The sequence below is a fragment of the Actinoplanes sp. NPDC048967 genome (genome assembly GCF_040649415.1).
In the GTDB taxonomy this organism is placed as follows: Bacteria; Actinomycetota; Actinomycetes; order Mycobacteriales; family Micromonosporaceae; genus Actinoplanes.
Genome location: NZ_JBEZFL010000001.1, coordinates 786,993 through 805,776, shown reverse-complemented (window position 1 = coordinate 805,776; position 18,784 = coordinate 786,993). Strand labels below are relative to the sequence as shown.

Sequence of the window (18,784 nt, the reverse complement as noted above, 5' to 3'; positions counted from 1 at the left end):
CCCGTCAGCGGATGCCCTCGCGGCGCAGCGTCGCGGCGAGGGCGTTCGTGTGCGCGGTCACCGCCGCCACCACCTTGTCCAGGTGGGCGCCCTTGGCCAGGTCGGCCGGCATCGAGCAGGAGATGGCGTCGGTGGCCGGGATGCGGTAGCCGACCGCGACGGCGACGCACGCCACCCCGGGCGTGCCCTGCTCGACCTCGAACGCCCAGCCACGCCGGCGCACCGCGTCCAGCTCGGCGTGCAGCGCGGCCCGCCCGGTGATCGTGTGCGGGGTGAACGCCTCCAGCGTGTCCGGCAGCAGGGCGTCCACCTCGGCCTCGGTCAGGTCGGCGAGCAGCGCCTGGCCCAGCCCGGTGACGTGGGCCGGCAGCCGGCGCCCGACCCGGGAGATGACCCGCTCGGCCTCGCGCGACTCGCGACTGGCCAGGTAGAGCACGTGGGTGTCGTCGCGCCGGGCGTAGTGGATGGTGTGGCCCACCTCGGTGCGCAGATCCTCCAGCGTCTCGTACGCGTACCGCAGGGCCGGGTCGCGGTCCAGATAAGCCGTGCCGGAGAGCAGGGCGTGCGGGCCGACGCCGAAGGCGGAGCCGCTCTCGTCCGCCTCCACCCACTTCAGCTCGCGGAGGGTGCGCACCAGCGCGTGCAGGCTGGAACGGGGGTAGCCCATGCGCTCCTGGAGCTCCGAGAGCGTCAGCTTCGTCGGGGAGGCGGCGAGCGTCTCCAGGATCTTGACGGTGCGCTCCGCGGACTTCACCGGTGACGAGTCATTGGTCCCGGTGGATGGGTGGGCGACCGGGCGGGATCGAGCTAGAGCCATGTCAGCCACCATCGCGGTCGATTGTTTCCGGACTGTTGACGGCCATAGTACCGAAAGCTAGCTTGTGCGTACTTGCCTTCCACAAGCTCGAAACGCTTCCACATATGTAGACAGGAGGCATCCCCATGTCTACCAGGAGACTGCTGGCGGCGGTCATGGCCACGATGCTGGTCGCGACCGGACTCACCGCCTGTGGCGACGACGGCGCCCCCGAACAGGACGCCAACGCCGCGCTGGACATCTGGATCCGCAAACCCCCCGGCTCCAACTCCGAGAAGACCGCGAAGGCGATCGCCGCCGGGTTCACCGCCGCCACCGGCACCCCGGCCACCGTCACCGCGCTGTTCGAGGACTTCGAGACCAAGCTGCAGCAGGCCGCCGCCCAGAAGGACCTGCCCGACATCGTCATCAACGACACCGCTCAGCTCGGCACGCTGGTCAATCAGGGCCTGGTCCGCGCGGTCGACAAGGCCGCCCTGGCCGGCGGGGCCGACCTCAGCCCGACGTCGTGGGACGCCGCCACCGGCGCCGACGGCAAGACGTACGGGGTCCCGTTCTCGGCCCAGTCCTTCGCGCTGTTCATCCGCAAGGACTGGCGCGAGAAGGTCGGCGCCGCGCAACCGAAGTCCTGGGCCGAGCTCGACGCGCTGGCCAAGGCGTTCACCACCGAGGACCCGGACGGCAACGGCAAGGCCGACACGTACGGCTACGTGGTGCCCGGCTCCACCAAGCGTGGTTACACCGCCTGGTACCTGACCAGCTTCCTGTGGTCCGGCGGCGGCGACTTCCTCAGCGGCGACACCGGCAAGTTCACGACGGCCGTCAACACCCCGCAGTCCGTCGCCGTGGTCGACGGCTTCAAGAAGCAGTTCTGCACCGACAAGGACGTCGTGCCGGGCGCGGTCACGCTGGAGACCACCCAGGCCCACCCGCTGTTCGAGACCGGCAAGGGCGGCATCTACTTCACCGGTCCGTACAACATGGCCCGCTTCGACAAGAACCTCGGCAAGGACAAGTACGAGATCGTCGCGTTGCCGGCCGGTCCCGGTGGCAAGGCCCAGTCGCTGGCCGAGGGTGAGAATGTCTACCTGATGGCGGGCTCGGCCAACGAGACCGGGCAGCAGAAGTTCGCGGAGTTCGCCGTCTCGGTGCCGGGCCAGACCATCGGCATGGCCGGTGACTCCGACGGCGGCATCGTCCGGCTGCCGGTCAACACCAAGGTGCAGCTGTCCTCGGTGCGCAAGGACACCCGCTGGGCCACCTTCGAGCAGGTCTTCCAGAAGTCCGGCCGCTACGTGCCGGCGGTGCCGGACTGGACGCCGTTCCGGCAGGCCGCCGCCGAGACGATCAACACGATCGTGGCCGACTGCGGCTCGGACACCAAGGCCGAACTGGACAAGCTGGCTCAGACGTTCGATGCGGAACTGACCAAGCAGGGGGTCAAGGGATGACCGGCCGCGCCGAGGAGACCCGGTCATGACGATGGCGCCCGCCGTGCCGGCCCGGACGGGCGCGCCGCCCGCGCCCGCCGCGCCGGCCCGGCGGAGCCGCCTGCGGCTCGCGCTGCGGCGGCACCTGCCGGCCTGGCTCTTCCTGGCCCCAGCCCTGCTGCTCTTCGCGGTCTTCAAGTTCGTGCCGATGGTCCGGGCCGTCGAGATGAGCTTCCACGAGGTACGGCCGTACCTCGGCGACCGCTTCGTCGGCCTGGCCAACTACCGCGACGTGCTCACCGACCCGTCGTTCACCTCGGCCATCGGTCACACCGTGGTGCTGGCCCTCGGGCAGACCCTCGGTTCGCTCGTGCTCGGTTTCGTCCTCGCGCTGCTGCTCGAAGGCTCGTCGCGGGGCCTGTGGTTCGTCCGGACGGCCGTCTTCCTGCCCACGGTCGCCGCGATGGCGGTGGTCGCCGAGCTGTGGCGCATCCTCTACCACCCGGTCGGCGACGGTGCGATCAACAGCGTCCTCGGCTGGTTCGGCGCCGGCCCCTCGCAGTTCCTCAACTCCGCCGACTCGGCCCTGTGGTCGGTCATGGGCGTCGGCATCTGGCGCGGGGCACCGTACGACATGATGATCTTCCTGGCCGGCCTGGCCGGCGTCGACCGCGCCCTCTACGAGGCGGCCGCCGCCGACGGCGCCGGCCCGCTGCGGCGGCTCTGGCATGTCACCGTGCCCGCGCTGCGCCCGGTGCTGACCATCCTGCTGACCCTGGCCGCGATCCGCGGCCTGCGGGTCTTCACCGAGATCTTCCTGCTGACCAACGGCGGGCCGAACGGTTCCACCGAGGTGGTCATGACGCTGGTCTACAAACTCGGGCTGGAACGCAACGAGCTGGGCGTCGCCTCGGCCGGCTCGGTGCTGTTGCTCCTGGCCACCGTGGTGCTGACCGTCGCCGTGCGGGCCTCGCGCCGGCGGGAGGCCTGATGAGCCGCCGCAACGTGGGTGCCCGCCTGGACACCGCCCTGGGCTGGGGCGCCGCACCGGGCCCGGTCGCGTTCGCCGCCCGGGTGCTGCTCCAACTGGTGCTGGTCGCGGTCTTCGCCGGGCCGCTGATCGCCCTGCTGGTCAGCGCCTTCACCCCGGTCACCGACCCGACCCGGCTGACGCTCGTCCCGCACGGGCTGACCCTGGACAACTTCGCCGCGGCGGTGGACCGCGACGTGCTGACCTACCTGGCGAACTCGTTCATCGTGGTCGGCGGCGGCCTGCTGCTGCAGATCCTGGTGAGCGTCTCCGCCGCGTACGCGTTGGCCCGCAAGCGTTTCCCGGGCATGCAGCTGGTCCTGCTGCTGATCCTGTCCACCCTGATGCTGCCCGAGGAGATTCTGGCCATCCCGCTGTCGCTGGTGCTGGCCGACGTGCCGGTGCTGCACGTCAACCTGATCGGCACCCTGGCCGGCATGATCATCCCGGTCGGGGCCTGGGCCTTCTCCATCCTGGTGATGACCGAGTTCATGAAGGAGATCCCCGTCGAGCTGGAGGAGGCGGCCCGCCTCGACGGCGCCGGCGACCTGCGGATCTTCTGGTCGGTGGTGCTGCCGCTGTGCCGGCCGGCGCTGGGCGTCATCGGCATCTTCGGCTTCACGATGATCTGGGACCAGTACATGCTGCCGCTGCTGGTCGCCGACGACGCCGCGAAGTTCACCCTGCCGCTGGCGCTGCGCACCCTGCGCAGCGACGATCAGGTGGGCCTCGGGGTGCTGCTCGCGGCCGCGCTGCTCGCGCTGCTGCCCTCGGTGCTGGCCTTCCTGGCCATGCAACGACAGTTCATGCGCGGCCTGACCTCAGGAGCGATCAAGGGATGACGACCTCGCTGCCCGTCCGCGCCGTGACGATCACGCCCATTGCTTTTCCCGATCCGCCGTTGCTCAACTCCGCCGGGGTGCACCAGCCCTGGGCGCTGCGCGCGATCGTCCAGGTCCACTGTGGTGACGAACTGGTCGGGCTCGGCGAGACCTACGGCGACGCCCCGCACCTGGCGTTGCTGGAACGCGCCGCGGGGGCGCTCGCCGGGCTGGATGTCTTCGACCTGGCCGGGCTGCGGTCCCGGATCGCCACCGCGGTCGGGGTGGTGGACGCCCCCGACCGGCACGGGCTGACCGGCGGCTCCAGCGCCGAGAAGACCCTGGCCCGGATCGTCTCGCCGTTCGAGGTGGCCCTGCTCGACCTTCAGGGGCAGGTGACCGAGCGACCCGTGCACGCGCTGCTCGGCGGCAAGGTGCGGGAGACGGTCCCGTTCTCGGCGTACCTGTTCTACAAATGGGCCGGGCACCCCGGCGCGGAGCCCGACGAGTACGGCGAGGCGCTCGACCCGGCCGGCATCGTCGCCCAGGCCCGGCGCATGATCGACCGGTACGGCTTCCGCTCGATCAAGCTCAAGGGCGGCGTCTTCCCGCCGGAGCAGGAGATCAACGCGATCCGCGCGCTCCGCGTGGCGTTCCCGGAGCTGCCGCTGCGCCTGGACCCGAACTGCGCGTGGACCGTCGACACCTCGATCAAGGTCGCCGAGGAGACCGCCGGCCTGCTGGAGTATCTGGAGGACCCGACCGCCGGGCTGGCCGGCATGGCCGAGGTCGCCGCGCCGGCCCCGATGCCGCTGGCCACCAACATGTGCGTGGTGCGCTTCGCCGACCTGCCGGAGTCGGTGGCGCGGGGCTCGGTGGGCATCGTTCTCGCCGACCATCACTACTGGGGCGGGCTCACCGCGTCGGCGCACCTGGCGACCATCTGCCGCACCTGGGGGCTCGGGCTTTCCATGCACTCGAACAGCCACCTGGGGATCAGCCTGGCCGCGATGACCCACCTGGCGGCGGCCACGCCGAACCTGACGTACGCGGTGGACACGCACATGCCGTGGCAGCTCGGCGTCGACGTGGTGGCCGAGCCGCTGCGCTTCACCGACGGCTCGGTCACCGTGCCGGACGCACCGGGGCTCGGCGTCAGCCTGGACCCGGACGCGTTGGCCCGGCTGCACGAGAACTACGTGAGCTGCGGGATCCGGGAACGCGACGACACCGCGTACATGCGGCTGTTCGAGCCCGGATACACCAAGCGGCGGCCACGATGGTGAGCGGGCACGCGTACCCGTGGGATGTGCTGGGCGATCCGGACTTCGCCGGGCGGGCGGCCGAGGCCGTCGACGCGGTGACGCTGGCCGCGACGTACCACTCGGTCCGGGCGGCGACCCCGCTGCATCCGGCGCGGCGGGTCGTCGACGCTCGGTATGCCGCGCTCTACCGCCCGATCCGGGCCGCGGCCTGGGACGGCCGGCTGCTGCGGGCCGCGGGCCCGGCCTGGATGACCGAGCAGGACCCTTTCGGTACGGCGGCCAGCACGCTCCGGGCGGCGGGGCTGGCGGTCAACGCCTGGATCGTGCTGACCCACAACACCCGGCTCGGCCTGGCGCACCCGGAGACCGCGGTGGTCAACTGCTTCGGCGAGCGCTACCCGTACGCGTTGTGCCCGGCTCATCCGGAGGTCCGCGCGTACGCGGCGACCCTGGCCGGCGAAGCCGTCCGGGATGTGGCCGTGGACGGGATCTCGTTGGAGGCGTGCGGGCAGCTCGGCCTCGTCCACCTCGGACACCACGAGAAGACCGACGGCGCTTGGACCGCGGCGGAGGTACGGCTGCTGTCCGTGTGCTGCTGTGCCTCGTGCCGTTCCGGTTGGCGGGCGGCGGGCCTCGTTCCGGATTCGGTCGTGGCTGGGCTGCGGGCGGGTTCGATGTCCGATGACGTGATGGCGGCGGTGCTGGCGAATCGGCACGCGAACGCTGATGCTCTGCGGGCGGAAGTGCTGGGCGCTGTCCGTGAGCGGGCGCCCGGGGTGCCGATCACGTTGCACGCCAACCCGGATCCCTGGGCGACCGGGCCGTCGCCGGGTCTCACCCCCTCGGCCGCAACTGACGTCGACGCGTTGTTGGTGCCGGCGTGGCCGACCACTGAAGCCTCCGCCGAAGTGGTGCGCCAGGCTGCGGCGACGGGGCTGCCGGTGGACGCCTATGTGACGGTGCTGCCGCCGGTCGAGGCGGACGCCGTACCGGGGCACGTTGCTCGGCTGCGGGCGGCCGGTGCGGCCCGGATCAGCTTGTATCACCTCGGCCTGGCGGGCCCGGACCGCCAGAAGCTGCTCCGGATCGCGGCGGCCGCCACGCTTGGTTGAGTCCCACACGCCCCGTCAGCGACTCGTTGACCTGGCCAGACTCGACGGCCGCTCAATTTGTCCGCGGCGTCACCTCGGCCCGACGGCAGCACCCGCACGGTGCTCGCCGGTCCGACCCCTGCTGGAATCCCATCGCCCAGAGCGCCCATCGAAGTGCAACAACCTGATCCGGCCCCGACTCGAAAGGACGATCAAGGCTGAACCCCGCTGTACAACCACTCCGCCTCGATCCGGCCACGCTCGAAGCCGAGTCGACGATGCGGATGGCGTCAGCCCCGTTGACTGGCGAGGACCAAAAACGCATTGATCTGCCGATGAGAGTGTGCGGCGCCCGGACGCGGGCGCGACGCTCAGGATTTGCCGCGGTGGTTATTCGCTCGCGCGATGACGACGACGCCGGCGGTCACACCCAGGGCCGCACCCAGCGCGACACCGAGACCGACGTTGTTGAGCAGGATCCCGATGACGACGCCGAAGGCAGCGCCAAAGGCGACCCAGACCCCGATATTTGACCAGATCCCGAGACTTGCGGAGCCCCGAGGCTTGTCGTTGCTCGTCATCGGATCTCTCCCGGGGCGTTGAGCGGGAAGGCGGACGATGCGGCGGCCCACCGTGGCGAATGCGCCGCCGTCACCCTCCTCAAATTATCACCCGGCATCAATCGGCAAATCCTCGTCGCGGAGCCGGCCTCCGCCCTGATCTGCCGCCGAGCGTGCGCGCGCCGGCTACCGAGAGCGGTCACGCGGCGTGGTCAGCGCCGGCCTGGCTCGGGCGCACGTACGACCGGCGCCTGTTTGTCGTCGTTGGAGTCGAAGCGGTAACCCTCGCTCACCAACCGCGCAACGATGACGTCGATGTTCTGCCGGGCACGACGGGCCATCTCGTCGGAGACCTGCTGGGCCTCGGACGCCATGTCGGGCTCCTGGCGGACCGTCCGCCCTCGTTGGCGCAGCTCATGCGAGACGAGCTCTCGCTGTCCGGCACGGTAACGGCTGAGCCATCGCGGCGACGATGTCATGCCGGCGATCTTGCCGAACCCGGCTCCAGACCCTTGGAGGGGAGTGCCGTACGTATGGCACCTACTGAGCGCGGATGGCCGATGTCTGGGGTGACTGATCCCTCGGCACGGTCGCGGCGACCAATGTGGAGGCGGTGCAGCGCGCCTGCGTCCCCGCCGCACGCCAACGCAGGAACGGCTGGGCCGGCCGGCATGCCGGGGCAGAATGTGATCAGCGCGGCCCGGACGCTCTGAACCGGGCCGAGATCCGGTGCACATCGCCGCGATTCGCGGCCCTAACCCCAATCGCGCCGGGCGCTGCCTCTCACTTCGTCTGGCTGGACCGCATTCGTCTGCCGCGAGGTGCCCGGCCCTGTCGCGCTCAGTTCTGGTGACGACCGAGGCCTTCATCGATACGAACGGATTGAGCGATGATCATCGTCGGTACGGTTGCAGTGGATGTCTCGGCATCCCAGCCGTACTCACACTATGATTCGTGTGTGACGGCATCCGGGTCTGGATGCACTTCCACCTGGGCAAACACTCGCCGAGCAGGGGCGGAGGTGTGCAAGACGGCGCTCCGGCGGCACCGTAGTAGTGGATGGTCGACAACCGGCGCAACCGAAATGCCGGCGGATCCGTATCCCGGGAGCTTTGCATGCTGGCGCTGATCATTGACGATTCGGCAGTCATCCGTTCCATCCTGAGGGGGTACCTGCTTCCGTTCGGCTTCAACATCTACGAAGCCGTGGACGGCGTGGACGCCCTTGACCTGCTCGCTGAGATTCCCACCGTTCCGGACCTCGCCCTGATCGACTGGCACATGCCGCGGATGAACGGCCTTGAGTTCCTCCGGTCCATCCGCCGTCGACAGGATCTGGCCGCGATGGTGCGCATGATGGTAACCAGCGAGAGTGAACCAGGCAGCATCGTCCGAGCCCTGGCCGCCGGAGCGCACGAGTACCTGCTGAAGCCCTGCACCGCCGACGATCTGGGCGAAAAGCTGGCCTACCTGGGGATGGTAGCGCCCGTGACAGCGCCCTGAGCTGCGAGAATTTCGACTCGACCGAGTCAAACGTGGCTCTGCGCCACCGAACGGAGGCCAAGGCGCTCCGATCTGCCGCCGAGCGTGCGCGTCGGCCACCCAGAGCGGTCACGCGGCGTGATCGGCGCCGGCCTGGCTCGGGCGCACGCTCGTGCCGATGAGCGTGCGTGCGATCTGTCCGACAATGAGACCGGCAGAGCGCTGGAAGTGCGTCCACGTCGGCCTGAACCTTTACCACTTCACCGGTGGACCCTGCGCCGAACTGGTGGCTCTCGCGGTGGCCCGGGCCGCCGGCGCCCGAGCACCTCGGTTGATCGTCGCGGTCGGCGACGCCGGCCGGGGCGTTCTGGGCCCATGCGGGCGCGACCGGCAGGTGCTCGCCGACTACTACCCGGGTATCCACGTCATCGTCCCCACCGACGAGGGCACCCGGATTGAGCCGACCGCCGCACTGCTGCCGCAACCCTTTCAATGGGAGAATCAGCAAGTGCAGCGTCTGCGGTTCCGGGCCACCCATCTTCCCGCCGTCCGCGACGGAAGCAAACGGGTGACGATGCGCTTCAAAGATCCCGTACAGGTCGGACCTGCGCTGCTGGTGTTTCAATCCGACGACGAGGTGTGCCTGCCCGGACGCATCACCTCCACCGTCGCCAAGCGCCTCGACAGCATCACCGACGACGAGGCCCGAGAAGACGGCTTCACCAGCGCCGCCGACATCCTGCCCGGCTTGCGTGACTACTACCCGGACCTGCAAGCGGGCGACGAGATCGTGATCGTTCGCTTCGACCTGGACGAGTGAACGGATCCTGGCCGGTCGGCTGCGGACTGCTGCGCGGAGGTGCCCGATCCGGTTGGTCGGACGCCACGCTGTGGCTTCAGATACGGTGACCGAAAGCTCCCGGGGAGCGCCGAACTCCTCGGCCCCTACGCCTGGACGCAGTTGAGCATGAGCACACCAAACGCCGTCCTCGTGGGCTTACGACCTCGCCGGCGCCGGGGTCAGTGCGGCCGCCGGCACAGCGCATGGCCGTCCGGGCAGAGGTAGTAGTCCACCCCCGGCTCCAGGCGCGTCCGCGACTCGATCCGGTAGGTGACGGCCGGGCCGCCCGGACCCAGCACGATCACGTACGGCGCATGGTGGTCCCAGCCGCCGTCGTAGCCGTTGAAGACGTCGGCGGCTCCCGCGGCGTACCCGGATTCGAAGATCGTCTTGTCGGTTGCCGGCAGGTTCACCGTGGCCTGCTCGGCCCGGCCCTCGCGGAGGCCGTCGGCATGCCCGGCGTCGTACCCTCGATCGGCCGCCGGCCCCGGCTCGGCACCCGTCACCCGGCCCGCCCAGAACGTGCCCGCGCCGGCCAATATCAGAAGCACCACCGCCAGCGCGGTCCACATCCGAATTCGCATGCTTCCATCTTGGCCGTCCGCGGTCGGCTTCGAAGGGCGTGGACCGTGGGTTTCGTACGCGCCAGGTTCTGCCTCGGATCTTGCCTGCGGATACCCGGTGCCGCTACCGTGCACCGGCTTTGACGTATCTCTGACAGGGAGACATAGAGAGAATGACTGCTACCCAGACCCCCACCGGTACGGGCTCGAAGTCCTGGATCGTCGCACTGGTGCTCAGCTTCTTCGTGGGCGTGCTCGGCATCCACCGCTTCTACGTCGGCAAGATCGGCACGGGTGTGCTCATGCTGATCACCTTCGGCGGGTTCGGCCTCTGGGCGCTGATCGACTTCATCATGATCGCGGTCGGGAAGTTCACCGACAAGCAGGGGCTCGCGCTCTCGCGCTGACCCGCATCCCGGCGATGCCCGGCTGTGCCCCGTGAATCAAGCGGTGGCGGGGCCGGGCATCGGTTCGTTCAGGCGCTCAACGTTCGCAGGTGGGCCAGATCCCGCCCGACGGCGGCCACGGGGTCGGTCATCGGGTAGTGGGCGTGCAAGGACAGCGGGCCGGCATAGCCGCGCTCGCGGAGTGTGCCCAGCGTCGCCGGCCAGTCGACGACCCCGCCGTCATCGGCCAGCGGCTGCCAGGCGAGGCCGGCGCCGCGCCAGGCCGCGTTTTTGACGCCCACGCAGGCGATCCGGTCACCCAGCAGGTCGAGGCTCATCGGCAGCTGTTCGCTGCCTTCCATCGCCTGGTTGCCGGGGTCGAGGTAGACGGGCAGTTCCTCCGTGAGGCGCAGGGCGTGCGCCGCCGACGGGTGGATCGTGCCGTGGTGCAACTGCAGAGCCACCCGTACGCCGTGACGGCGGCCCAGCCCGGCCAGCGCGGCCAGGTCACGCCGTGCGGTGTCGAGGATGCGCTGGTATCCGGGTGCGGCGTCGTACCGCCACCAGCCGAGGCGGACCAGCGGCACGCCCAACTCGGCGCAGACGCCGAGGATCGTGTCGGCGGTGTCGTCGGCCCGGACCAGATCGGTGGTGACCACGCCGAGCTTCATGTCGTGGCGGGTGAGCTCCGTGGCGACGTCCCTGAGTCGGGTGGGCTCGTCCGGTGTCACGGTCTGGCCGTCGCGCACGACAAGCTCGGCTCCGTCGGCTCCGAGCGCGGCCACGGTCGCGGCGAGCCGGCCGGCCGGGAGAGCTCCGAACGGCTTCGTCATGACAAGTAACCGGATTGCGTCCATGGATGAGGATGACTCTACCGTGGGCCGCCCGGGAGCGCGGACGTCGAGATACTTCGATAGGTTCGGGCTGACCACTCCACGCCGGACCGTGACCCGGTCCGCGACGGAAGGAAGTTCGACCGTGCGACGACTGCTGGTGGCAACGCTCGCCACCGCACTGACCCTGGCCGGGACCGCGCTCCCGGCGCAGGCCGCACCCACTCCCGGCGGCGCCGGGCTGGGCGACGAATACTTCCCGGACTACGGCAACAGCGGCTACGACGTCTCGCACTACGACGTACGGCTGCGCTACTACCCCGGCGAGGACCGCCTCACCGGCACCACCACGATCCTGGCCGCGGCGACGCAGGATCTCAGCTCCTTCCACCTCGACTTCGTGCTGGACGTGGCCTCCGTGAAGGTCAACAACCGGGCCGCCACCTTCACCCGCGAGGGCGACCACGAGCTGGTCGTCACGCCGCCGCGGGCGGTCGGCCAGGGTCAGACGATGACCGTCGTGGTGCAGTATTCCGGCGTGCCGTCCAACAAGGTCGCGGCCGGCTACACCGCCTGGACCCGCACCGCCGACGGCGCCCTGGCGGTCGGCCAGCCCGAGATCGCCTGGTGGTGGTTCCCGAGCAACGACCACCCGAGCGACAAGGCCACCTTCGACGTCTCCGTGGCCGTGCCCGACGGCGTCGAGGTGCTCAGCAACGGCGTCATGCCGCGCAACCCCACCCAGGACACCCTCGGCTGGAAGCGGTGGAGCTGGCGTTCGCTGCACCCGCAGGCCACCTACCTGGCGTTCCTGGCCATCGGGCAGTACGAGATCACCCGCGACACCACCGCCGACGGCCAGCAGGTCATCAACGCCTACTCGGAGCTGCTGCCGCAGGACTTCGAGGACGCGGCCAAGGCCAGCGTCGAGCGCACGGCCGAGGTCGTCGAGTGGGAGAGCGGCGTCTTCGGGCCGTACCCGTTCGAGGCGCAGGGCGGCGTCGTGGGGCCGCCGGGCGCACTCGGCTTCGCTCTGGAGACGCAGACCCGGTCGGTCTACTCGTCGGGCTTCTTCCGCAGCGGCGCCAACATGTCCGTGGTCGTGCACGAGAACGCCCACCAGTGGTTCGGCGACAGCGTGTCCGTCGAGCAGTGGAAGGAGATCTGGCTCAACGAGGGCTTCGCCAGCTACGCCGAGTGGCTGTGGTCCGAGGAGCAGGGCGAGGGCACGGCCCAGGAGCTCTTCGACTACCTGTACGCCACCCAGCCCGCCGACTTCTGGACCATCGCACCCGGTGCCCCGGGCGCGGCCGACATCTTCAGCAATGCTGTGTACGACCGGGGCGCCATGACCCTGCACCAGTTGCGCCGGGCCATCGGTGACGAGGACTTCTTCGAGCTGCTGCGCACCTGGGTGGCCGAGCACAAGGACAGCGACGGCAACACCGCCGAGTTCATCGCGCTGGCCGAGAAGGTCTCCGGCCAGCAGCTCGACGAGCTGTTCCAGGCCTGGCTCTACACGCCGTCCAAGCCGGCGATCGAGGGCGTCTCCGCGCTGGCCCGTAAGGCCGCGCCGCAGGCCCCGAAGTCGTGGGCGAAGATCCAGCAGACCCACCAGCTGCTGCACGCACACTGATCCGTCCCGCTGCGGGCCCGGCCGGAGACGGCCGGGCCCTCAGTGCAGTTTCGCCTCGTCGGCGGCCTCGCGGCCCGACTCCCAGCCCTCCAGGCTGGCCACCCGGAAGCCGCGCCCGCGCGTGGTGCTCGGGAACGAGCGGTCGCGCGCCTCCCGCACCTGCACGTCCCGCGAGGCGAGCACCGGCAGCAGCGCCGCGGGATCGGCGGTCCGGTCCAGCGCGGCCCGGCTGGCCTCGGCGAGCCGTTCCCCGATCCGCACCGCGTAGCCGACCAGGAACGACTGCCGGAAGTTCTTGAGCCGCGACCGGCCCGCCTTGCCGCGCGGCTCGGTGCGCGCCATCGCCCGGTGCGCCTGCACCAGCAGCGAGGTGTGCAGCAGGTCCACCGCGTCGATGTCGGCGTCGAAGCCGAAGACGGTGGCGAAGCCGAACTCGGGGGACCAGACCACGTGGCAGCGGTTGGCCCGGGCCACGGAGTTCAGCAGCGACGCCTTCTCACTCTCGTACGGGTGATCCACCCCGATCCGCCGGGCGTACGGGACCACGGCGCTCTCACCCCCGGCGGCCAGCAGCGCCTCGTCGATGCTGTGCCGCGAGATCAGCTCCTGCGCCTTGGCGCTGTACGCCTCCGCCTCAGCCGGGAAGGTCGTCGCCTCGGCCTTGGCCAGCAACGCCCGTACCCGTTCCAGCTTGGCGTCGTTGCCGGGCGCCCGCCGCACCGGCGTCGCCTGCCCGGGCGGCGGCACGAGCACCTCGATCGGCGGCAGCCCGTTGAGCAGGGTCACCAGGCTCAGCACCGCGTCGATCAACGAGACCCGGTCGATGCGGCGGTGGGTGGTGACCTGCCGCAGGTAGTCGGCGTCGTCACCCCACCACGGGCGGGCGTCCAGCTCGGCGGCCTGGTCCCGCCAGCGCTCGTCGACCGTCTTCGGCCGGAATCCCCGCAGGTACGCGGCGACGGAGTCGACGATCAGCAGCGGCTGCGTCCCGGTGCCGCGCCGGGTCACCAGGCGGTGCAGCTCGGCCGGCTGCCAGCCACCACGCCAGAGCCGCGCGGTGGCGTCGAACAGCGCCGTGGCCAGCGCCGGATCCACCTCGGCGGCCGGCGCGACGGTGAGCGCGTCGAGGCCGTCCTCGTACCCCGTCCGCCCGCCGACGATCGCCCCGACCGTCTCCCGCACCGTCTCCACGCGGCCATGATGCCTGGTCGAGCCCGGACAGCACGCACAGCGGGGCCGCCGGGCGGCGCACGTCACCCCGGTAGGTCGTACCGTGGGCCGCATGACGACGGCGGCCCAGCTGATGGCGTTCTGTGGCGTGGTGGGCCTGGGCGCGATGTCGCCCGGACCGGACTTCGCGGTGGTCGTGCGCCGCGCGGCCCTGCGCGGACGGGTGGAAGGCATGGCCGCGGCCACGGGTGTGGCCACCGGCGTCTTCCTCTGGGCGGTGGCGGCGGCCGCGGGGGTGGCCGCGCTGGTCGCGACGGTCCCGGTGGTGCTCACGACCATCCGGTACGCGGGCGCGGCGTACCTCGCGTACCTGGGCATCAGGGCCCTGCTGGCGGCGATCCGTCCCACCGCGACCGGTCCGAGCGCGGCGCCGGGGTCGACCGGCGGGGCGTTCCGGGACGGGCTGCTCTGCAACGCCCTCAACCCGAAGGCGGCGGTGTTCTTCCTGGCGCTGCTGCCGCAGTTCCTGCCGGCGCATCCCGGCACCCTCGACACGCTCACCCTTTCCCTGCTCGCCGTCGCGGTCACGCTGCTGTGGTTCTGCACCGTGGCGAACCTGGTGGCGGTGTTCCGGCGGGTGTTCGACCGGTCCGGGGTGCGCCGGGCGCTCGACGGGCTGAGCGGTGCGGCGCTGCTCGGCCTGGGCGCCCGGCTGGCCAGAGGGTGGTGAGCGCGACGCTGAGTCTCAGCTGAGGCTCAGCGGGCCCGGATTAGCGTGGCTTCGTGATCGAGATGTCACCACGGGAACACCCCGACCACGACGGCCTGGCCGCCAACGGCGACATCAGCGTCGCGTACGAGACCTTCGGCCCACCCGACGGCATGCCTCTGCTGCTCGTCAGCGCCACCGAGGCGCAGATGCTGATGTTTCCCGAGGGCTTGTGCCGGGCGTTCGTCGAAGCCGGTTTCCAGGTCACCCGCTTCGACCACCGCGACGCCGGCCTGTCGACCCATCTGGACGGCGTCCCCGCGCCCGGGCCTCTCAAGGCGGCGCTCCGTCCGTCGACCGCGCCCTACCAGTTGACGGACATGGCGGCCGACGCCGTCGCCGTCCTGGACGACCTCGGCTGGCCGTCCGCCCATGTCGCCGGGACCTCCATGGGCGGCATGATCGCCCAGACGATGGCGATCACCCACCCGGGCCGGACCCGAAGCCTCACCTCCATCTCCTCCACCCCGTCGATCCGGATCGGCGCCCGGCCGCCGCGCCGGATCCTGCGGGCGATGAAGGACATCCTGGCGGCGCCGGTCACCGACGCCGACCAGGCGGCGCGCCGCGAGATCGCGATCTACCGGCTGATGGGCTCGCCCGGGTTCCCTCTCGACGAGGCCCTGATCGCCGACATCGGCCGGCGGTCGCACGAACGCCGGCCCAGCGACCCCGGCAGCGGCCGCCGGCAGCGCGCCGCGGTCGCCGCGTCGAGAGATCGGCGTCCGGCGCTGGCGGCTCTGCGCATCCCGGCGCTGATCGTCCACGGCCAGGACGACCTCATGATGCGTCCGGAGGCCGGCCGTGCGACCGCGGCGGCCATCGCCGGATCCCGGCTGGTGTCCTACCCCGGTATGGGCCATGATCTGCCCGCCGTTTTGTGGCCGCCGGTCGTCGATGAGATCCGTCGCCTGGCCGGCCGGGCCGAGGACCGGCGCTAGACCGGCTGGTCGGGACGCTGGGCCGCGGCCGCCGGTCGGTACCGCACGTCCACCTCGGCCGTCGGGTCGTCGGCGCCGACGCGGTGCAGGTAGATCGGCCGGCCGCCGACGTGGTCGTAGAGCCGGATGCCGTCACCCAGCAGCACCGGCGCGATGTGCAGGTCGATCTCGTCGATCAGTCCACGCTCGAGAAGCTGGCGGCCGATGTCCGCCGAGAGCACCTCCACGTTCTTGCCGTCGGCTGCCGCCAGCGCGATCCGCACCGCCTCGGCCACGTCGCAGTCGAGGAACGTGACCCGCTCGGCGGGCTCGGCGTCCTCGGGGTGGTGGGTCAGCACGAAGACCTGCCCGGTCCAGGCGCCGCCGTAGACGTTCGCGGCGTCGGGGAACCGGTCCCAGCCCTGCCGGCCGCCGAGCACGGCGCCCGTCGTCTCGACGTACTGGTCGATGAAGCCGGGCCGCTCGGAGATGCCGGTGCTCATCCAGTCCATGTCGTGGTCCGGCCCGGTCACGAAACCGTCCAGTGACATGGTGAAGTGCCACAGGACCTTGCCGTTGGCGGTCTGCGGTTCGAAGTCGCTCATGCCGTCCTCCCGGTGCGCTGATTCGCTCTTACCCAGGTTGAGACGGCATCCGCGACGAAACCTCATCGGTCGAGGGCCGGCGGGAGCCCGAACACCGGGAACAGCGCCGGTTCATGGAACGCGACGATCTCGATGATCCGCCGGGCGCGCACCCGGAGCACCCCGATCCCGAACGGCTCGAAGACCGGCCGCCCCGGGATCCGCCGATAGCTCGCCGCGGCGAGCTGCCCGTTGGCGCTCGTGGGGAGGGTGCGCAGAGCACCGACATAGTCGGGGGAGCCCGCGTCCCAACTCGCCGCCAGCGCCGCGAGGACCGAATCACGGTCGGCGAACCACTCCGGGAACGGCGGCATCGTCGCCCGCACGTCCTTCGCCAGCAGCTCGGCCACCGCGTCGAGGTCGCCGCGCTCGACCGCGTCCAGATATCGCCGCAGTACCTGCCGGTCCTCCTCGGTCGGCGGCGCGGCCGGCGCCCAGTCCGATCGGCCCCGCGGAAGGTGCTCCCGCAGCGTCGCACGGGCCCGTTGCAGCGAGCTGTTGACCGACGCGACGCTGCCGTCGAGCACCTCGGCCGTCCGGCGGGCCGGCCAGCCGAGCACGTCGCACAGAACGGCCGCGGCGCGCTGCCGGGGCGGCAGGTGCTGCATCGCCGCCAGGAAAGCCAGCTCCAAGGTCTCCCGGGCCACGGCGGCCGCCTCCGGCTCGTCATCCCGCGGCGCGACCGGCTCCCGCAGCGCGTCGGGGAACGGTTGCAGCCACGGGCCGGTGACCAGGGCTGACGCCGACTGCCCGGGTACATGATCCGGATTGGCGTGATCAGGCAGCATCCGCCGCCGGCGTCCGCCGAGCGCGTCGAGGCAGACGTTGGTGGCGATGCGGTACAGCCACGTACGCAGCGACGACCGACCCTCGAACCCGTCCCGTCCGCGCCAGGCTTTCAGGAACACCTCCTGCACGAGGTCCTCCGCCTCGTCGTAGGAGCCGAGCATGCGGTAGCAGTGGACGCGCAGCTCGCGCCGGTGCTGCTCGATCCGCCGGGCGAAGTCGTCGTCGCTCACCGGGCGACCGTACCGAGCCGCCCACCGCTACGGTGACCCCTCATAGGGTGGCGGATGCCTGCGCGAAAGTCTGACTCCGAGGAGCCTGACGTGCCGGGGGCGACGGACGAGGACATAGCTGACGCCATAGCCGCCATCAAGAGCGAATCCCAACGGTGGTCCGCTCGGGCCGAGGCTCGACGAACCACGTCTCGTGCGGCCCGCAGGCAAACGTGTCTGCTGGTCACGGCGTTGTCCTCGGTGCTCATGATCTGCGCCTTGGCCGCATGCGCCTGGACCGCCGAGCCGGCAGTGAGCGGCACGCTGATCGCTGTACCGGTTTTCGTGGCTGTCCTGGGGCTGAGCGGTTCGCTGCTGCTCTACGTCATCGGCGCTGCCGTGGCGTACCGGTCGGTCGTGACCGATCAGGCATCGGGGGCAGCCATGAGTTTCATGGTCGCGATCACCCTGGCCGGCCGGGCGTTGTTCATGGGTACCGCCCCGCCACGGTTCTTGCCGTCGGGGTAGCCGTGCTGGGGCAGAAGCTCGGTGTCATCATCCGGCACGCCGGAGCACTGTAGATCTACCAGGGGCGCGGTGTACGGCCGCGGGGTGCTGGGCTGCGTCGGGCCGGCCCTGGCCGGGTGGTGCGGGGCCGGGTCGGACTGCGCCGAGGAAGGCCGGGCGGTGCCGGCTGGCGGGCGGAGGGACGGCGGCGCGGCACGGGAACGAGTGGTGAGGAGACCACAGGGGCGAGGCCGAGCCCGGTCAGCCGCATCGCGACGGCCAGCAGTGCGGCAGCGACCGCGGCGTCGACCCAGTAGTGGTTGGCCGTGCCGACCACGACCAGCAGCGTGAACAGCGGGTGGAGCAGCCACAGCCGGCGCCACCGGCCGCGCGTCAGTGTCATCAGCGTGAGAGCCACCAGCAGGGACCAGCCGACGTGCAGGGACGGCATGGCCGCGTACTGGTTGGTGACGGTGTCGGTGGCGGGGGAGCCGTAGACGCTGGGCCCGAACAGCTGCCCGGTGTCGACCAGGCCCGTGCGCGCCAGCATGCGGGGCGGGGCCAGCGGGAAGATCAGGTGCACCACCAGCGCCGCGCCCGTGAGCAGGGCCAGGGTGTTGCGCGCCGGCCGGTAGTGGGTGGGGCGGCGCAGGTAGATCCAGAGCAGGAAGGCGATGGTGGCCGGGAAGTGCACGTACGCGTAATAGCTGTTGGCCGCCTCGATCACCGCGCCGGAGCGCAGCAGCAGGTGTTGCAGGCCGGTCTCGCCGGGCAGGCGCAGCAGCCGTTCCAGGTCCCAGATCCGGCCCGCGTTGGCCATTGCCGTGGCGACGTGTCCGTCCGCGGCCAGCCGGCCCAGGCTGTAGGCGGCCCACAGCGCCGCGATCAGCGCCAGTTCGCGCAGCGGCGCCGGCCGGGTCCTCGGTACGGCCACGGGTGCCCGGGCCGTACGGTCGTCGGCGAGCGTCATCGCGGGTCACCTCTGTTCACGGGGTGAGGGCCCGGACCGCCGGGGCGGTCC

Annotated in this window: 21 protein-coding genes; 12 read left to right on the top strand and 9 right to left on the bottom strand. The window is 71.0% G+C overall.

Features of this window, described 5'->3' with window-relative positions; genetic code table 11:
- Nucleotides 1-4: 4 nt before the first annotated feature.
- Complete coding sequence (locus AB0C12_RS03750) at nucleotides 5-817, bottom strand: IclR family transcriptional regulator (RefSeq protein ID WP_360543807.1); 813 nt, start codon at nucleotides 815-817, stop codon at nucleotides 5-7.
- Between the two features lie 125 nt (nucleotides 818-942).
- Here AB0C12_RS03750 and AB0C12_RS03745 point away from each other — a divergent pair, with 125 nt between their 5' ends.
- From AB0C12_RS03745 to AB0C12_RS03725, 5 genes are read left to right on the top strand one after another with little or no spacing between them, the layout of a single operon-like run.
- Nucleotides 943-2,268 carry a sugar ABC transporter substrate-binding protein gene (locus AB0C12_RS03745; protein ID WP_360543805.1) on the top strand — a complete coding sequence of 442 codons (1,326 nt, stop codon included), beginning with the start codon at nucleotides 943-945 and terminating at the stop codon, nucleotides 2,266-2,268.
- A gap of 25 nt (nucleotides 2,269-2,293) precedes the next feature.
- The gene (locus AB0C12_RS03740; RefSeq protein ID WP_360543803.1) at nucleotides 2,294-3,238 is read left to right on the top strand and encodes a sugar ABC transporter permease; all 945 of its coding nucleotides are present in this window, start codon (nucleotides 2,294-2,296) and stop codon (nucleotides 3,236-3,238) included.
- A complete protein-coding gene (locus tag AB0C12_RS03735; RefSeq protein ID WP_360543801.1) occupies nucleotides 3,238-4,119 on the top strand; it encodes a carbohydrate ABC transporter permease in 882 nt (293 codons plus the stop codon). Before AB0C12_RS03740 ends, AB0C12_RS03735 begins: the two co-directional genes overlap by 1 nt.
- Nucleotides 4,116-5,384 carry a glucarate dehydratase family protein gene (locus AB0C12_RS03730; RefSeq protein ID WP_360543799.1) on the top strand — a complete coding sequence of 423 codons (1,269 nt, stop codon included), beginning with the start codon at nucleotides 4,116-4,118 and terminating at the stop codon, nucleotides 5,382-5,384. The genes AB0C12_RS03735 and AB0C12_RS03730 overlap by 4 nt, the downstream gene beginning before the upstream one ends.
- Nucleotides 5,378-6,475 (top strand): hypothetical protein, encoded by a 1,098-nt coding sequence (locus AB0C12_RS03725; protein WP_360543797.1) that lies wholly within the window; start codon nucleotides 5,378-5,380, stop codon nucleotides 6,473-6,475. The genes AB0C12_RS03730 and AB0C12_RS03725 overlap by 7 nt, the downstream gene beginning before the upstream one ends.
- A 350-nt stretch (nucleotides 6,476-6,825) precedes the next feature.
- Here AB0C12_RS03725 and AB0C12_RS03720 read toward each other — a convergent pair whose 3' ends face one another.
- Both AB0C12_RS03720 and AB0C12_RS03715 read right to left on the bottom strand, forming a co-directional pair.
- Nucleotides 6,826-7,035 (bottom strand): hypothetical protein, encoded by a 210-nt coding sequence (locus tag AB0C12_RS03720; RefSeq protein ID WP_360543795.1) that lies wholly within the window; start codon nucleotides 7,033-7,035, stop codon nucleotides 6,826-6,828.
- Between the two features lie 191 nt (nucleotides 7,036-7,226).
- Nucleotides 7,227-7,388 (bottom strand): hypothetical protein, encoded by a 162-nt coding sequence (locus AB0C12_RS03715; protein ID WP_360543793.1) that lies wholly within the window; start codon nucleotides 7,386-7,388, stop codon nucleotides 7,227-7,229.
- A gap of 742 nt (nucleotides 7,389-8,130) precedes the next feature.
- Between AB0C12_RS03715 and AB0C12_RS03710 the strand changes: the two genes are divergently transcribed.
- Both AB0C12_RS03710 and AB0C12_RS03705 read left to right on the top strand, forming a co-directional pair.
- A complete protein-coding gene (locus AB0C12_RS03710) occupies nucleotides 8,131-8,517 on the top strand; it encodes a response regulator (protein ID WP_360543791.1) in 387 nt (128 codons plus the stop codon).
- Nucleotides 8,518-8,674: 157 nt separating this feature from the next.
- On the top strand, nucleotides 8,675-9,316 hold the full coding sequence (locus AB0C12_RS03705) for an ASCH domain-containing protein (protein WP_360543789.1): 642 nt from the start codon (nucleotides 8,675-8,677) through the stop codon (nucleotides 9,314-9,316).
- Between the two features lie 200 nt (nucleotides 9,317-9,516).
- Here AB0C12_RS03705 and AB0C12_RS03700 read toward each other — a convergent pair whose 3' ends face one another.
- Nucleotides 9,517-9,921 carry a hypothetical protein gene (locus tag AB0C12_RS03700; RefSeq protein ID WP_360543787.1) on the bottom strand — a complete coding sequence of 135 codons (405 nt, stop codon included), beginning with the start codon at nucleotides 9,919-9,921 and terminating at the stop codon, nucleotides 9,517-9,519.
- Between the two features lie 152 nt (nucleotides 9,922-10,073).
- Here AB0C12_RS03700 and AB0C12_RS03695 point away from each other — a divergent pair, with 152 nt between their 5' ends.
- Entirely contained in the window at nucleotides 10,074-10,307 is a 234-nt protein-coding gene (locus AB0C12_RS03695) for a TM2 domain-containing protein (RefSeq protein WP_360543785.1), read from the top strand.
- Between the two features lie 68 nt (nucleotides 10,308-10,375).
- Here the strand turns inward: AB0C12_RS03695 and AB0C12_RS03690 are convergent, their stop codons facing one another.
- Nucleotides 10,376-11,119 (bottom strand): TIM barrel protein, encoded by a 744-nt coding sequence (locus AB0C12_RS03690; protein ID WP_360543783.1) that lies wholly within the window; start codon nucleotides 11,117-11,119, stop codon nucleotides 10,376-10,378.
- A gap of 145 nt (nucleotides 11,120-11,264) precedes the next feature.
- Here AB0C12_RS03690 and AB0C12_RS03685 point away from each other — a divergent pair, with 145 nt between their 5' ends.
- A complete protein-coding gene (locus tag AB0C12_RS03685) occupies nucleotides 11,265-12,755 on the top strand; it encodes a M1 family metallopeptidase (protein ID WP_360543781.1) in 1,491 nt (496 codons plus the stop codon).
- Between the two features lie 39 nt (nucleotides 12,756-12,794).
- Here AB0C12_RS03685 and AB0C12_RS03680 read toward each other — a convergent pair whose 3' ends face one another.
- A complete protein-coding gene (locus tag AB0C12_RS03680) occupies nucleotides 12,795-13,946 on the bottom strand; it encodes a DUF2786 domain-containing protein (protein ID WP_360543779.1) in 1,152 nt (383 codons plus the stop codon).
- A 91-nt stretch (nucleotides 13,947-14,037) separates the two neighbouring features.
- On the opposite strand from AB0C12_RS03680, the gene AB0C12_RS03675 reads away from it, so the two are divergent.
- Together AB0C12_RS03675 and AB0C12_RS03670 are read left to right on the top strand one after the other, a co-directional pair.
- Nucleotides 14,038-14,655, top strand: a complete 618-nt coding sequence (locus tag AB0C12_RS03675) for a LysE family translocator (protein ID WP_360543777.1) — start codon at nucleotides 14,038-14,040, stop codon at nucleotides 14,653-14,655.
- Between the two features lie 62 nt (nucleotides 14,656-14,717).
- On the top strand, nucleotides 14,718-15,635 hold the full coding sequence (locus tag AB0C12_RS03670) for an alpha/beta hydrolase (RefSeq protein ID WP_360544918.1): 918 nt from the start codon (nucleotides 14,718-14,720) through the stop codon (nucleotides 15,633-15,635).
- On the opposite strand, the gene AB0C12_RS03665 is transcribed toward AB0C12_RS03670, so the two are convergent.
- Together AB0C12_RS03665 and AB0C12_RS03660 are read right to left on the bottom strand one after the other, a co-directional pair.
- Complete coding sequence (locus AB0C12_RS03665) at nucleotides 15,632-16,219, bottom strand: dihydrofolate reductase family protein (protein WP_360543775.1); 588 nt, start codon at nucleotides 16,217-16,219, stop codon at nucleotides 15,632-15,634. The genes AB0C12_RS03670 and AB0C12_RS03665 overlap by 4 nt on opposite strands.
- 62 nt (nucleotides 16,220-16,281) lie before the next feature.
- Nucleotides 16,282-17,277, bottom strand: a complete 996-nt coding sequence (locus AB0C12_RS03660; RefSeq protein ID WP_360543773.1) for a sigma-70 family RNA polymerase sigma factor — start codon at nucleotides 17,275-17,277, stop codon at nucleotides 16,282-16,284.
- Nucleotides 17,278-17,568: 291 nt separating this feature from the next.
- Here AB0C12_RS03660 and AB0C12_RS03655 point away from each other — a divergent pair, with 291 nt between their 5' ends.
- Nucleotides 17,569-17,784, top strand: a complete 216-nt coding sequence (locus tag AB0C12_RS03655; RefSeq protein ID WP_360543771.1) for a hypothetical protein — start codon at nucleotides 17,569-17,571, stop codon at nucleotides 17,782-17,784.
- Between the two features lie 55 nt (nucleotides 17,785-17,839).
- Here the strand turns inward: AB0C12_RS03655 and AB0C12_RS03650 are convergent, their stop codons facing one another.
- Nucleotides 17,840-18,733, bottom strand: coding sequence for a phosphatase PAP2 family protein (locus AB0C12_RS03650; RefSeq protein ID WP_360543769.1), 894 nt, complete (start codon nucleotides 18,731-18,733; stop codon nucleotides 17,840-17,842).
- Nucleotides 18,734-18,784 lie beyond the last annotated feature (51 nt).